General features: G+C 75.1%; 13 protein-coding genes and 1 tRNA gene. 8 read left to right on the top strand and 6 right to left on the bottom strand.

Annotated elements, in window-relative coordinates:
• Positions 1 to 382 precede the first annotated feature (382 nt).
• The gene (locus ACFQLX_RS16715) at positions 383 to 2,272 is read left to right on the top strand and encodes a tetratricopeptide repeat protein (protein WP_386415879.1); all 1,890 of its coding nucleotides are present in this window, start codon (positions 383 to 385) and stop codon (positions 2,270 to 2,272) included.
• A gap of 174 nt (positions 2,273 to 2,446) precedes the next feature.
• Positions 2,447 to 2,523: transfer RNA gene (locus ACFQLX_RS16710), tRNA-Met, on the top strand.
• A 58-nt stretch (positions 2,524 to 2,581) separates the two neighbouring features.
• On the opposite strand, the gene ACFQLX_RS16705 is transcribed toward ACFQLX_RS16710, so the two are convergent.
• Both ACFQLX_RS16705 and hisN read right to left on the bottom strand, forming a co-directional pair.
• Entirely contained in the window at positions 2,582 to 2,983 is a 402-nt protein-coding gene (locus ACFQLX_RS16705; RefSeq protein ID WP_386415876.1) for a CBS domain-containing protein, read from the bottom strand.
• A 152-nt stretch (positions 2,984 to 3,135) separates the two neighbouring features.
• Positions 3,136 to 3,930: a histidinol-phosphatase gene (gene hisN, locus ACFQLX_RS16700; protein WP_386415874.1), complete on the bottom strand. Its 795-nt coding sequence runs from the start codon at positions 3,928 to 3,930 to the stop codon at positions 3,136 to 3,138.
• Between the two features lie 127 nt (positions 3,931 to 4,057).
• Between hisN and ACFQLX_RS16695 the strand changes: the two genes are divergently transcribed.
• The gene (locus tag ACFQLX_RS16695) at positions 4,058 to 4,732 is read left to right on the top strand and encodes a TetR/AcrR family transcriptional regulator (protein WP_386415873.1); all 675 of its coding nucleotides are present in this window, start codon (positions 4,058 to 4,060) and stop codon (positions 4,730 to 4,732) included.
• Here the strand turns inward: ACFQLX_RS16695 and ACFQLX_RS16690 are convergent.
• From ACFQLX_RS16690 to ACFQLX_RS16675, 4 genes are all read right to left on the bottom strand, one after another.
• On the bottom strand, positions 4,676 to 5,008 hold the full coding sequence (locus ACFQLX_RS16690; RefSeq protein WP_386415871.1) for a DMT family transporter: 333 nt from the start codon (positions 5,006 to 5,008) through the stop codon (positions 4,676 to 4,678). The genes ACFQLX_RS16695 and ACFQLX_RS16690 overlap by 57 nt on opposite strands.
• 124 nt (positions 5,009 to 5,132) lie before the next feature.
• A complete protein-coding gene (gene rsgA / locus ACFQLX_RS16685) occupies positions 5,133 to 6,140 on the bottom strand; it encodes a ribosome small subunit-dependent GTPase A (protein ID WP_386415868.1) in 1,008 nt (335 codons plus the stop codon).
• A gap of 7 nt (positions 6,141 to 6,147) precedes the next feature.
• Positions 6,148 to 7,461, bottom strand: coding sequence for a 3-phosphoshikimate 1-carboxyvinyltransferase (aroA, locus tag ACFQLX_RS16680; protein WP_386415866.1), 1,314 nt, complete (start codon positions 7,459 to 7,461; stop codon positions 6,148 to 6,150).
• An 84-nt stretch (positions 7,462 to 7,545) separates the two neighbouring features.
• Entirely contained in the window at positions 7,546 to 8,262 is a 717-nt protein-coding gene (locus tag ACFQLX_RS16675; RefSeq protein WP_386415864.1) for a M50 family metallopeptidase, read from the bottom strand.
• A gap of 132 nt (positions 8,263 to 8,394) precedes the next feature.
• Here ACFQLX_RS16675 and ACFQLX_RS16670 point away from each other — a divergent pair, with 132 nt between their 5' ends.
• The 5 genes from ACFQLX_RS16670 to ACFQLX_RS16650 all read left to right on the top strand — a co-directional run bounded on the left by ACFQLX_RS16670 (position 8,395) and on the right by ACFQLX_RS16650 (position 12,917).
• Positions 8,395 to 9,216, top strand: coding sequence for an SOS response-associated peptidase (locus tag ACFQLX_RS16670; RefSeq protein ID WP_386415861.1), 822 nt, complete (start codon positions 8,395 to 8,397; stop codon positions 9,214 to 9,216).
• A gap of 20 nt (positions 9,217 to 9,236) precedes the next feature.
• The gene (locus ACFQLX_RS16665) at positions 9,237 to 9,860 is read left to right on the top strand and encodes an alpha/beta hydrolase family protein (protein ID WP_386415859.1); all 624 of its coding nucleotides are present in this window, start codon (positions 9,237 to 9,239) and stop codon (positions 9,858 to 9,860) included.
• 381 nt (positions 9,861 to 10,241) lie between these two features.
• Complete coding sequence (locus ACFQLX_RS16660; RefSeq protein WP_386415856.1) at positions 10,242 to 10,940, top strand: sigma-70 family RNA polymerase sigma factor; 699 nt, start codon at positions 10,242 to 10,244, stop codon at positions 10,938 to 10,940.
• Positions 10,937 to 11,248: a mycothiol system anti-sigma-R factor gene (gene rsrA / locus ACFQLX_RS16655; RefSeq protein WP_386415853.1), complete on the top strand. Its 312-nt coding sequence runs from the start codon at positions 10,937 to 10,939 to the stop codon at positions 11,246 to 11,248. The genes ACFQLX_RS16660 and rsrA overlap by 4 nt, the downstream gene beginning before the upstream one ends.
• 211 nt (positions 11,249 to 11,459) lie before the next feature.
• On the top strand, positions 11,460 to 12,917 hold the full coding sequence (locus tag ACFQLX_RS16650; protein ID WP_386415851.1) for an HD-GYP domain-containing protein: 1,458 nt from the start codon (positions 11,460 to 11,462) through the stop codon (positions 12,915 to 12,917).
• The last annotated feature ends 63 nt before the right edge of the window (positions 12,918 to 12,980 follow it).

Raw genomic sequence — 12,980 nt, 5'->3', positions numbered from 1 at the left:
CCCATTCGCACTCCCCAGCCAGCCCAGCGTCGCGGAGCGACGCAGCCCCCCTGTCGCGGAGCGACACAGCCCTTGCCGCGGAGCGACACAGCCCTCCCGCAGAGCGGCAAAGCCCCCCCACGGACACGGAGTGGCACCACCCCACCCAACTCCCCCCACCCTCTACGATGCACAAAGACCACACCCCCCAACTCCCGCCCCTCACCCCCGCGTTTATGTTTCGTACACGCGAACGTCAACCCATCTAAGGCAAGTTCGCCGTATCGAGCGAACCTGAAGCATCAGTGTTTCGCGGACCGAGTTGTCGGGAAGTCGACAAAACGCTGTAGTGACCTTCCGGCTGCGGTATACCAGGTGTACGCGGGTTGCAGGTGATGCGACGATGAAGCTCATGGGGGATGAGACAAGGGTGTTGGACGCCCATCGGCTGACCAGCGAGGGCGCACGGGGAGGGATGACGGCCGGGACCCTGGCCGGAATCCGTCGTACCGGTGACGCCGCGCTCGGCCCTGCCCGCAGCGCGCACAGCGCCGTGGGCGCCGAACTGCTGCGCCGCGGCGACCTCGACGGCGCCGAGCCGCACCTGCGCGCCGCCACCGCCGACGGCGACCGCGCCGCCGCCAACAACCTCGGCGTCCTGCTCCACCAGCGCGGCCTCGCCGAGGAGGCCGCCCAGTGGTGGCGGATCGCCGCCGTGGCCGGCTCCGCCGCCGCCGCGCACGCCCTCGGCCGGCACTACCGCGAGCGGGGCGACGAGCCCGCCGCCGAGTACTGGCTGCGCCAGTCCGCCGAGAGCGGCCACGCCCTGGGCGCCTACGCCCTCGCCGACCTGCGCGAGCACCGGGGGAGCGAGGACGCCGAGCGCTGGTTCCGGGCCGCCGCCGACCAGGGGCACCGCGAGGGCGCGTACCGCCTCGCCCGGATCCTCGACCGGCGTTCCCGGCGGGTGGGCCCCGCGAGCGGCCTGCTGCCCGGCCAGCGCGGCGCGGACGGGTCCGGCGGGGCGGCCGACCCGGCCGACCCCGACACCCTCTCCCGCGTCCGCGAGCCCGAACTCGCCGACGAGGCCGAGCAGTTCTACCGCCAGGCCGCCGCCCGCGGCCACCGGCGCGCCGCCCTGCACCTGGGCACGCTGCTGGAGGAGCGCGGCGAGACGGCCGAGGCACAGCGCTGGTACCTCGCCTCCGCCAAGGACGGCGAGCCCCGCGCCGCCTGCGCGCTCGGCTTCCTGCTGCGCGACGCCGGCGACGACTCCGGCGCCGCGCTGTGGTGGCGGCGCGCGGCCCAGGACGGCGACGGCAACGCCGCCAACGCCCTGGGCGCGCTGCACGCCGACCGCGGCGACGCGGCGAGCGCCGAGCTCTGGTACCGCGAGGCGCTGGAGGCCGGCGACGTCAACGGCGCGTACAACCTGGCCCTGCTGTACTCCGCGCAGAGCGGCGCCGTGAAGGGCGAGCAGGCCGAGCAGTGGTACCGCCGCGCCGCCTACGCCGGGCACCGTGAGGCGGCCAACGCGCTGGCCGTGCTGCTGCTGCAGCGCGGCGACGCGGCCGGGGCGGAGCCGTGGTTCTCCAAGGCGGCCGAGGCCGGCAGCGTCGACGCGGCGTTCAACCTCGGCATCCTCCACGCGGGCCGCGGCGATGTGCGCACGGCGCAGTCCTGGTACGAGCAGGCCGCCGGGGCCGGGCACTGCGAGGCGGCGCTGCAGGCCGGCATCGCGGTGCTGCGCGAGGACGGCCCCGGGCCGGAGGCCGCGCGGCTGCTGCGCCTGGCGGCGCAGGGCGGCAGCGCGGAGGGCGCCTTCCGGCTGGCCGCCCTGCTGGACGAGGCGGGCGCCGGTGCGTCCGGCGGGTCCGGTGAGTCCGGCGAGTCCGGTGAGGAGGCCGAGCAGTGGTACCGCGTGGCCGCCGAGCAGGGGCACCGGCGTGCGCTGGTACGGGTCGGCATGTGCGCGGCGGCGCGCGGCGACGCGGAGGAGGCGGCGCACTGGTACCGCGCGGCGGCCGAGGCGGGCAGCCGCAACGGCGCCTTCAACCTGGGCCTCCTGCTCGTACGCGAGGGGCGTGAGTCCGAGGCGGTGCTGTGGTGGCGGCGCGCGGCGGAGGCGGGCCACGGCCGCGCGGCGCTGCGGCTGGCGCTGATCGCGGCGCGGCGCGGGTCGCTGGCCGAGGGGCAGGAGTGGGCGTCCCGGGCGGCGGAGCTGGGTCCGGCGGAGGTGGCGTCGCGGGCCGCGCGGCTGCGCGACGCGCTCCAGCGGGAGCTGTCGGCGTGACGGGCGCGACGGGCGCGACGGGGTGGCACCGGGTCGGTGCCACCCCGTTTGGCCGTCCGGTTCCTGGCGGCCGCAGGTGGAGCGGGAGCCTGGCCTTGCGTGTCGCTACCGGAAGGCCCTTGCGACCATGGTTTGCATTGCTCAGAGGTCTGGGTTATGGTTGAGACACAACGACGCGGGGTGGAGCAGCTCGGTAGCTCGCTGGGCTCATAACCCAGAGGTCGCAGGTTCAAATCCTGTCCCCGCTACCAAAGACAGAAGGCCCGGAATCGCAGGATTCCGGGCCTTCTGCCGTGTGTCCCGCAGGCGCTACGAGCGCAGCTGCGCCGCCTCCTCCCGGCGGGGTGCCCAGCAGCGGAGGATGTCGCGGACGGAGACGACGCCGGTCGGCTCGCCGCGCTCCAGCACGATGAGGTGGCGGAAGCCCCCGTGCGACATCGCCTGCGCCGCCTCCTCCAGGGTCCAGGCCGGGGAGGCGAAGACCACGTCCGTCGTGGTGTGGGCGTGCGCCGTCTCGTGGTCGGGGCTCAGGCCCGCGCCCACGGCGTTGAGGATGTCGCGCTCGGTGAGGATCCCGAGTCCGAAGTCGTCGGGGTTGAGCACCACCGCCGCGCCCACCCGGCGGGCGGCCATCAGGGCCGCGGCCTGGCGGAGGGTGTGGGCGGGGCCGATGGTGAGGACGACCGTGCTCATGGCGTCGCGTACGAGCATGTGGCGGAGCCCCTCTCGGTCGGGATCGGGCGCCAGAGGTCCCCGTTCAGAGTCCCATGGGGGGAAAGACCCAACAAGAGGCCCGACAACGCCCGTTGGGGCGCGCGACAACAGGTGGCGGACGGCGCGCGCCCCCGGCTGTGCGCCCCCGCTCAGTCCCCGAGGTGGTCCAGCAACTCCTCGTGCAGCAGGCCGTTCGACGCCGCCGCGTCGCCGTTGTGCACGCCCCGCACGCCGTTCAGGCCGGTGAACGTGCCGCCCGCCTCCTCGACGATGATCGCGTTCGCCGCCATGTCCCACAGCGACAGCTCCGGCTCCGCGCAGGCGTCCACCGTGCCCTCGGCCACCATCATGTACGGCCAGAAATCGCCGTACGCCCGCGTGCGCCAGCACTCCCGGCTCAGGTGCAGGAAGCGGTCGAGCCGGCCGCGCTCGTCCCAGCCGGTGAGCGAGGAGTAGGCGAAGGAGGCGTCGGAGAGGCGGTCCACGGAGGAGACGCGCAGCCGGGTGGCCTGCGAGAGGCTGCGGCCCGTGTACGCACCGCCGCCGCGCACCGCCCACCAGCGCCGGCCCAGCGCCGGGGCGGAGACCACGCCGACCACGGGCTCGTAACCCTGCTCGCCCGGGACCATCAGCGAGATCAGCGTGGCCCAGACGGGGACGCCGCGCACGTAGTTCTTCGTGCCGTCGATGGGGTCGATGATCCAGCGGCGCGGGCCGACGCCGTCCAGGCCGTACTCCTCGCCCATCACCGCGTCGCGCGGGCGCGAGCGGCGCAGGGCCGTGCGGATCAGCTCCTCGGTCGCCTTGTCCGCCTCGGAGACGGGCGTCAGGTCCGGTTTGGTCTCGACCTTCAGGTCGAGCGCCTTGAAGCGGGCCATCGTCGTCGCGTCGGCCTGGTCCGCCAGCACATGGGCCAGGCGCAGATCATCGTGGAAGTCCGCCATGGGCGCACACTATCTGGCGCCGGGCCCGGACGTACCCTCCGGTAGCCCCCGGCTTGGCCGCGGGGACCCTTGACAGCTTCTGCGGGTGAGTCAATTCTGGGCCCACGGCGGCTGGTCGGAGGCGAGGATGCCCACAGCGCGAGAAGGACTGCTCGACGCCGCCTACGCGGCGCTCGGCGACCGGCCCTGGGCCGGGGTGCGGATGGTCGACGTGGCCGCGGCCGCCGGGGTGTCCCGGCAGACCCTCTACAACGAGTTCGGCAGCAAGGACGGCCTCGCGCAGGCCCTGCTCCGGCGGGAGGCGGCGGCGTACCTCGCCGGTGTGGAGCGGGCGTTGGCGGACGCCGAGCGCTCCGGCGCGGACATCGCGGGGCGGCTGGCGGCGCTGGGGGAGTGGACCCTGCGCACGGCGCGCGCCAATCCCCTCGTACGGGCCGTGCTGACCGGCTGCTGGGGCGCGCGGCTGCCGGTGCCGCAGCGGTCGGCGCGTACGGCCCTTCCCGGTCAGCGCGGTGCCGGTCAGCGTGGCCCCGGTGTCGCGGCGCCGGTGGAGTCGCCGGCGGAGATGGTCGACAAGGTGTGCGAACGGGCGGTCGCCGCGCTCGCGGTCGACTGGCCGGGCGGTGCGCAGCCGGCGGCGGTCTGCGAGCACTTCACGCGGATCACGCTGAGCCTGGTGGTCGCGCCCGGTGCGAAGGGGGACGGGCTGGCGGAGACGGCGGCCGCGCTGCTGGCCGGCCCTTCCTCAGTGGCCGCCGGAGCCCGAGAGCTGCAGGCCGATGACGCCGGCGACGACCAGTGAGATCGACACGATCTTGAGCGTGGAGACGACGTCGCCGAGGAAGGCCATGCCGTAGATCGCGGTGCCCGCCGCGCCGATGCCCGTCCAGACCGCGTAGGCGGGGCCCACGTCCAGCTTCTTCAGGGAGAGCGTCAGCAGGCCGAAGCTGCCCAGGGCGAAGGAGGCGAAGGCGATCGTGGGCCACAGGCGGGTGAAGCCGTGGCTGAGCTTGAGGCAGACCGCGAAACCGGTCTCGAGGATTCCGGCCACCACCACCAGGAGCCATGCGACCGCCATTGCCCCTGTGCCTCCTCGCCGTTGACCGTGGTGCGATTATGCATCTGCCGCGCGACGGGCGTGGGTAAACATCGCCGATCGTTTCCCGGCCGTCACCGAGGGGCCGGGGCCGGTGGTGTGCCGGTCAGTCGCCCTCGTGGCGCTCGCGGGTGGCCAGCAGGCGGCGCAGGGAGTACAGGCGGTCCGGGTCCGCGTGGCCCTCCGCCACGTAGGCGTCCAGGGCGCAGTCCGCCTCGTCGTGGGTGCACGCGCGCGGGCAGTTCTCCGTACCGGGCTGCAGGTCGGGGAAGGCCAGGATGACCCGCGAGGGGTCGACGTGCGCCAGGCCGAAGGACCGTACGCCCGGGGTGTCGATGACCCAGCCCTCGTTGCCGGGCAGCGGGAGGGCCAGGGCGGAGGTCGTGGTGTGGCGGCCGCGGCCGGTGACCGCGTTGACGATGCCCGTGGCGCGCTGGTGGGCCGGGACCAGGGCGTTGACCAGGGTCGTCTTGCCGACGCCGGAGTGGCCGACGAAGGCGGTGATCCGGCCGTCCAGCTCGGCCCGTACCCGCTCGACCCCGCTGCCGTCCGACAGCTCGTCCTTGCGGGTGGCCACCGCGCGCACGCCCAGGGGGGCGTAGGCGTCGAGGAACTTCTCCGGGGGCGCCAGGTCCGCCTTGGTCAGGATCAGCAGCGGCTCCAGGCCCGCGTCGTACGCGGCGACCAGGCAGCGGTCGATCAGGCGGGGGCGCGGCTCGGGGTCGGCGAGGGCGGTGACGATCGCCAGCTGGTCGGCGTTGGCGACGACCACCCGCTCGTACGGATCGTCGTCGTCCGCCGTGCGGCGCAGCACCGAGGAGCGCTCCTCCACCCGTACGACCCGCGCCAGCGAGCCCTCGTCGCCGGAGAGGTCGCCGATGACCGCCACGCTGTCGCCGACCACGATGCCCTTGCGGCCCAGCTCGCGGGCCTTGACCGCGGTGACCGTCCGGCCCTCGATCAGGCAGGTGATCCGGCCCCGGTCGATGGTCAGGACGAAGCCGGGGACCGCGTCCTCGTGCTTGGGGCGGTTGCGGCTGCGCGGCCGGCTGCCGCGCCGGTCGGGGCGGCTGCGGATGTCGTCCTCGTCGGTGTTCTTCCCGTAGCGGCGCATGAGGGGGTCAGGCGCTCTCGCCGAGCATGGCCGCCCACAGCACGGGGAAGTCCGGCAGGGTCTTCGCGGTCGTCGCTACGTTCTCCACCTCTACACCTTCCACCGCCAGGCCGATCACCGCGCCCGCAGTGGCCATCCGGTGGTCGTCGTAGGTGCGGAAGACGCCGCCGTGCAGCGGGCGGGGGCGGATGCGCAGGCCGTCGGCCGTCTCGGTGACGTCGCCGCCCAGGCCGTTGATCTCCTTGGTGAGCGCGGCCAGGCGGTCCGTCTCGTGCAGCCGCAGGTGGGCGACGCCCCGCAGGGTGGAGGGGGAGTCGGCGAGGGCGGCCAGCGCCGCGATGCCGGGGGTCAGCTCGCCCACGTCGCCCAGGTCGAGGTCGACGCCGTGGACGCGGCCCGTACCGGTGAGGGTCAGGCCCCGGTGGGTCAGCTCGCAGGAGCCGCCCATCGCGGTGAGGATCCCCCGCAGCGCGTCGCCGGGCTGTGTGGTGTGCTCGGGCCAGTCCGGGACGGTGACGCGGCCGCCGGTGATCAGGGCGGCGGACAGGAAGGGCTGGGCGTTGGACAGGTCCGGCTCGATCGTCAGGTCGCGGCCCAGCAGGGCGCCGGGGGCGACGTGCCAGACGTTCGGCTCGCCGCCGTCCTCCGGGGTGGAGACCTGGGCGCCGGCGGCGCGCAGCATCTCCACCGTCATGCGGATGTGCGGCAGCGAGGGCAGGCTGCGGCCGGTGTGGCGCAGCCGCAGGCCCTGGTTGAAGCGGGGGGCGGCCAGCAGCAGGGCGCTGATGAACTGCGAGGAGGACGAGGCGTCCACCTCCACCGCGCCGCCGTCCAGGGCGCCGCCGCCGTGCACCGTCAGCGGCAGCGCGCCGCGGCCGCCGTCGTCGATGCGGGCGCCCAGGGTGCGCAGGGCGTCGATGACGCCGTGCAGGGGGCGCTCGTGGCTGCGCGGGTCGCCGTCGAAGCGCACGTCGCCGTCGGCGAGGGCGGCGACGGGGGGCAGGAAGCGCATCACGGTGCCGGCGTTGCCGACGTCCACGCCCGCCGGGCCGCGCGGGGCGGCGGGGATGACGCGCCAGACCTCGCCGGTGCCGTCGGGGCCCACGCCCTCCTCGATGCCCACGCCCAGGGCGCGCAGGCCCTCGGCCATCAGCGCGGAGTCGCGCGAGCGCAGCGGGCGGCGCAGCCAGCCGGGCTCGGCGGCCAGGGCGGCCAGGACGAGGGCGCGGTTGGTGACCGACTTGGACCCGGGCACGGTGACGGTCGCCGCTACGGGGGCGGCGGCGGTGGGAGCGGGCCAGAGTCCGGGGGTGTCGGTCATGCGGTCCACCTTAGAGCGTTCCCGGGGAGGCAACTCCGGGCGCGGGGGTGGAACGTGGGTGGGCTCGGTTCGTACGACGTGCGCTTATGCGACGAGCAGCCGGGCGCCGCCGGCCAGGGCGCCCAGGGAGACCGCGTAGAAGAGGAGCAGCCAGAGGGCGGCGGGGGTGCGGGTGAGGCGGGCGAGCTGGTCGGCGTCGGAGTCGGGGGCGCGGCCGTGGGCGCGCTTGCGCTGCAGCTCGTGTACGGGGCGCACGCCGCCGATCAGGAGCAGCCAGACGGCGGCGTAGGCGAAGACCGCCTGGACCTCGGCGTCGGCGAACCAGGAGATGAGGAAGAACGCGGCGCCGGTGACCAGCACCGACAGCACGCCGTAGGCGTTGCGGATCTTGGGCAGCATCAGCGCGAGGAGGGCGATGGCGCCCCACAGCAGCGCGGTGATGTGGCCGGCGGCCAGCAGCCAGGCGCCGGCGAGGCCCAGCAGGGCCGGGGCGGTGTAGCCGGCCGCGGCGGTGAGGACCATGCCGGGGCCGTGCGGCTTGCCGCGGCTGACGGTGAGGCCGGAGGTGTCGGAGTGCAGGCGGATGGCGGTGAGCTGGCGGCCGCTGAGCAGGGCGACCAGGGCGTGGCCGCCCTCGTGGGCGATGGTGACGGCGTTCCTGAGGAGGCGCCAGGGGGCGGGGGAGAGGACTGCGGCGAGGGCCGCCGCCGCGGTGGCGGCTATCAGCCAGGAGGTGGGGGCGGCCTGGGTGCCGGTGACGCGGTCCCAGAGGTCGGCGAGGCTGGTGTCGTCGTCGGTCATGGGGCTCCCCCGGTCGGTGGGTGGACGGCATGGTGGTCGGTGTGGTGGACGGCGTGGTGGCCGGTGTGGTGGTCGGGAAGTGTGCCATGGCTTTCCCGGCCGGTTGTCGGAGGGGCGTGGCAGGGTGGGGGCATGTGCGGACGGTTTGCTGCGAGTCGTAAGGCCGAGGACCTGGTGGGGATCTTCGACGTGGCCGCCTGGGATCCGGTCGAGGCGATCGAGGCCGACTACAACGTCGCGCCCACCAAGGACGTGTACGCCGTGCTGGAGCGGCCGTTGCGCGATTCCGAGGACCCCCGGCCGGTGCGGCAGCTGCGGACCCTGCGCTGGGGTCTGGTGCCCTCGTGGGCCAAGACCCCCGAGGCCGGCGTGAAGATGATCAACGCGCGGGCCGAGACCGTGGCGGAGAAGCCCGCCTACCGGCGCGCGTTCGCCTCGCGGCGCTGCCTGCTGCCCGCCGACGGGTACTTCGAGTGGGTCACCGCGCAGGGCGAACTGCGGTTGGAGCAGGAGGGGAAGCGCAAGCGGGCGCGCAAGCAGCCCTACTTCGTCACCCCGGCCGACGGGTCGGTCTTCGCCATGGCCGGGCTGTTCGAGTTCTGGCGGGACCGCACGCGGGCCGACGACGACCCCCGCGCCTGGTGGACCACCTGCACCGTGATCACCACGGAGGCGGAGGCCACGCCGCTCGCGGGCGGGCCGGCGGGGGAGGACGGGCCGCGCACGCTGGCCGAGATCCACCCCCGGATGCCGCTGATGCTCACCCCGGACCGCTGGGACGCGTGGCTGGACCCGGCCAACGCGGACCTGGAGGAGGTCAAGGGGCTGCTGGTGCCGCCGCCGGCCGGGCTGCTCACGGCGTATCCGGTGTCCACGGCCGTGAGCAACGTGCGCAACAACGGCGCGGAGCTGGTCAAGGCGCTCGAAGGGCCGGAGGAGGGGGCGCTGTTCTGAGGCTTCCACCCACGGCTCCCGTGAAGCAGGAGTCGGTTTCCACGCCCGTCGGCGAGGGGCGTATCAGCTGGTATCCCGCCGAGAACGCGCGGCTGGTGCTCGCGCTCGGGCACGGGGCCGGGGGGAGCGGGCCGTCGCGGGACCTGCTGGCGCTCGCCGGGCGGCTGCCCCGCGCGGGTGTCACCGTCGCGCTCGTGGACCAGCCCTGGCGGGTGGCCGGGCGGAAGGTCGCGCCCGCGCCCAGGACGCTCGACGCGGCCTGGCGCGCGCTGTGGCCCGCCCTGGCCGCGTCCGGAGCGCCCGTGGTCGCCGGCGGGCGCAGCGCCGGGGCGCGGGTGGCCTGCCGTACGGCGGGGGAGCTGGGCGCGCGGGGTGTGCTGGCGCTCGCGTTCCCCCTGCACCCGCCGGGGAGGCCCGAGCGCAGCCGGGCCGGGGAGCTGCTCGGGGCCGGGGCGGACACCCTGGTCGTCCAGGGGGAGCGCGACGCCTTCGGGCGGCCGGCCGAGTTCCCGCCGGGGACGCGGCTGGTCCCCGTGCCGTGGGCCGACCACTCCTTCGCCGTGCCGAAGAGCGCCGGGATCGGGGCGGACGGGGCACTGGAGGTCCTGGTGGACGGGGTGGCGGCCTGGCTCAGGGGGCTCTGAGCCGCCGCCGGGCGTTCGTCCGCACCGATGCCGGCACCGCCGCCGGCATCCGCCCGTACTCCCGGGAATGCCATGCCCGCCCCCCGTGTTGTGATCAGCGTTCCCACGACGTACGCGCCAGGAGGAGGCCCCCGGATGCCCGGAGTCATGTGCGTGTCCCCGCCCAAGGCCCAGACCGGGGCCCAGACCGCGGCCCAGACGGCGGCACAGCCCGGAGCCGGCGGACCGCAGGGCGGTGCGGCGCTCGGGTGGCTCGCCGGCGAGTGCGTTCACCCTGGGAAGAACCGGGCGGCGGACGGGGGCGAAGGTCGTCTATTCTCCGAATCGAGCAGGGAGACCGCGGCGCGGCCCGCCGCCGGTCTTGTCGAGGTTGTGGAGGAGGTGGGTCTCGTCACTGGGACCGACGCGGGCGGTCAGCCCGCGGCAGAGCCGGAGACCCCCGAGGGCGCCCCGGCGGAGAGCGCCGCCGAGCGCAGCGCCCGCTTCGAGCGCGACGCCCTGGAGTTCCTGGACCAGATGTACTCGGCCGCGCTGCGGATGACCCGCAACCCCGCGGACGCCGAGGACCTGGTGCAGGAGACGTACGCCAAGGCGTACGCCTCCTTCCACCAGTTCCGGGCCGGGACGAACCTCAAGGCGTGGCTCTACCGCATCCTGACCAACACGTTCATCAACTCCTACCGCAAGAAGCAGCGCGAGCCCCAGCGCAGTGCCGCCGAGGAGATCGAGGACTGGCAGCTCGCGCGCGCCGAGTCGCACATGTCGACCGGGCTGCGCTCCGCCGAGGCCCAGGCGCTCGACCACCTGCCGGACTCCGACGTCAAGGAGGCCCTCCAGGCCATCCCCGAGGAGTTCCGCATCGCGGTGTATCTCGCGGACGTGGAGGGCTTTGCCTACAAGGAGATCGCGGACATCATGGGGACACCCATCGGGACGGTCATGTCCCGGCTGCACCGGGGCCGCCGGCAGCTGCGCGAGCTGCTGGAGGACTACGCGCGCGAGCGCGGTCTCGTTCCCGCCGGCGAGGCGGGCGGCGCCGGGGAGAAGGCCAGTGCGGGAAAGAAGGGCGCGAGGTCATGAGCTGCGGAGAGCCGCACGAGACGGACTGCTCGGAGGTCCTCGACCATCTCTACGAGTATCTCGACAAGGAGATGCCGCCGAGTGACTGCGAGAAGTTCCAGGAGCACTTCGACGAGTGCTCCCCCTGCCTGGAGAAGTACGGCCTGGAAGAGGCCGTGAAGAAGCTCGTGAAGCGCTGCTGCGGGCAGGACGACGTACCGACGGACCTGCGTGCCAAGGTCATGGGCCGGATCGAGCTGATCCAGTCCGGCGAGCAGGTGCCGCAGACGCCGCTCCTCCCCGAGGGCGCCGCGCCGCACCCCGCCTGACCCTGCCCGCCCCCACCTGCCCCGGCTCGCCCCCACCTGGCCCGTGGCTCAGCAGGGCGTCGCCCTCGGTACGCGCGGATGACCCGAAGGGGGTAATCCCTGGTAAACCCCCTCGGGTTGGGCGTCCGCGCCCCTATTCTCCTCACCCGGAGCCCTGCCCGGGGGCTCCCTGCCCGCTGGGCGGGCGCCGGACGGGGAGGAGCGTGGCGTCATGCGGATGCCCGCCGGGGGCTGGGCCCTCGTCCTGGCCGCGACGGCGGCCGCCGCGCTGTGCGCCGCCCCCGCCGCCGTCCCCGTCCTCCCCGGCGCCCCGGCCCGTACGGACTGGGGCGCGCTCGTCCTCCTCGCCGGGCTGTACGCGCTGTGCGCGCTGCTCTGGCGGCTGATGCGCGGCGACCCCGGCGGCCCCTCCGGCTTCTACCCGGTGCTGCTCGCCGGGGCCTTCCTGCTCCACCCCGCCGAGGCGGCCCTCGTCGCCGTCCCCGGCGCGCTCCTCTCGCCCGTCCGGGGCTCGCCCGCCGCCCCGCGCCGTATCTGGCGCGCCGCCCAGCTCGCCCTGGCCTGCGCCGCCGCGGCCGGGGTCTGCCGGCTCGCCGGCCCCGAGCGGCTGGCGGCGCCCGTCTTCCCGCGGCTGCTGCTCCAGGGGCTGGCCGTCGCGCTGGCCTTCTGCCTGGTCCTCCTCGTACTGGAGGCCGCCGTGCTCGTCACCGCCGAGCGCCGCCCGCCGGTCGCCGTCGTGCGCCAACTCACCGGCGACCTGCCCGCGTACGTGGTGCACGGACCGGCCGGGCTGATGATGGCGGTGCTCTGGCGCAGCTCCTACGGGCCCTTCAGCTCGCTGCTCGTCCTGCTGCCCATGTACGTCTCGTGCTGGGTCTTCGCCCAGTACCACCGCGAGCGCGCCGCCCACCAGGCCACCATCCGCGCCCTGGTGCAGGCCGTCGACATCAAGGACCGCTACACCCGCGGCCACAGCGAGCGCGTCGGCCGCGCCTCGGTGCTGATCGGCCGCGAGCTGGGGCTGGCGGAGGAGCGCCGGGAGGTGCTGCGCTTCGCCGGCATCCTGCACGACGTCGGCAAGCTGGGCGTGCCCACCCGCATCCTGCGCAAGGACGGCCCGCTGACGGACGAGGAGCGCCGCGTCATCCAGCTCCACCCCGAGTACGGCCACGAGATGGTGCGCGGCATCGGCTTCCTGGAGGACGCCCGCTCGGCGATCCTCCACCACCACGAGCGCCTCGACGGGCGCGGCTATCCCTACGGGCTGGCGGGCGAGGACATCCCCGAGTTCGCCCGTGTCGTCGCGGTCGCCGACGCCTTCGACGCGATGACCTCCACCCGCAGCTACCGCCGCGCGCGTGCCGTCCCCGCCGCGCTGGCGGAGCTGGAGGCGTGCGCGGGGCGGCAGTTCGACCCCCGGATGGTGGGCGCGCTGGTGCGGGCGATCGGCCGCCACGGATGGCACGCGGAGGTGACCTCGGACGAGGCGGCGGCCCCTCTTCCCGACCTTCCCGACCCCCCCGACCCGCCCGCCGCGGCCCCGGCCCGTACGGAGGCGGAGCTGCCCGCCCCCCGGCGCACGGGCAGCGCCTCCCCGGCGGCGGACACCGGACGGCCCGACGCCCCCACCGACACCCCCAGCACCGCCCCCAGCGGCGGCCCCGGATGACGGCCGTCCCCGCGCCCCGCGCGCCGGGCGGCGACGCCCCGGCGCCGGCCCCCGGCACCGTCA

The organism is Streptomyces polyrhachis (assembly GCF_042663125.1).
GTDB lineage: Bacteria > Actinomycetota > Actinomycetes > Streptomycetales > Streptomycetaceae > Streptomyces > Streptomyces polyrhachii.
Note: the sequence above shows the minus strand (reverse complement) of the source record. Positions and strands in the feature narration are given on the sequence as shown.

Coding starts and splice junctions, on each gene's coding strand:
- ACFQLX_RS16715 (WP_386415879.1), top strand. CDS start 383: ATGAAGCTCATGGGGGATGAGACAAGGGTGTTGGACGCCCATCGGCTG.
- ACFQLX_RS16705 (WP_386415876.1), bottom strand. CDS start 2,983: ATGCTCGTACGCGACGCCATGAGCACGGTCGTCCTCACCATCGGCCCC.
- hisN (WP_386415874.1), bottom strand. CDS start 3,930: ATGGCGGACTTCCACGATGATCTGCGCCTGGCCCATGTGCTGGCGGAC.
- ACFQLX_RS16695 (WP_386415873.1), top strand. CDS start 4,058: ATGCCCACAGCGCGAGAAGGACTGCTCGACGCCGCCTACGCGGCGCTC.
- ACFQLX_RS16690 (WP_386415871.1), bottom strand. CDS start 5,008: ATGGCGGTCGCATGGCTCCTGGTGGTGGTGGCCGGAATCCTCGAGACC.
- rsgA (WP_386415868.1), bottom strand. CDS start 6,140: ATGCGCCGCTACGGGAAGAACACCGACGAGGACGACATCCGCAGCCGC.
- aroA (WP_386415866.1), bottom strand. CDS start 7,461: ATGACCGACACCCCCGGACTCTGGCCCGCTCCCACCGCCGCCGCCCCC.
- ACFQLX_RS16675 (WP_386415864.1), bottom strand. CDS start 8,262: ATGACCGACGACGACACCAGCCTCGCCGACCTCTGGGACCGCGTCACC.
- ACFQLX_RS16670 (WP_386415861.1), top strand. CDS start 8,395: ATGTGCGGACGGTTTGCTGCGAGTCGTAAGGCCGAGGACCTGGTGGGG.
- rsrA (WP_386415853.1), top strand. CDS start 10,937: ATGAGCTGCGGAGAGCCGCACGAGACGGACTGCTCGGAGGTCCTCGAC.
- ACFQLX_RS16650 (WP_386415851.1), top strand. CDS start 11,460: ATGCGGATGCCCGCCGGGGGCTGGGCCCTCGTCCTGGCCGCGACGGCG.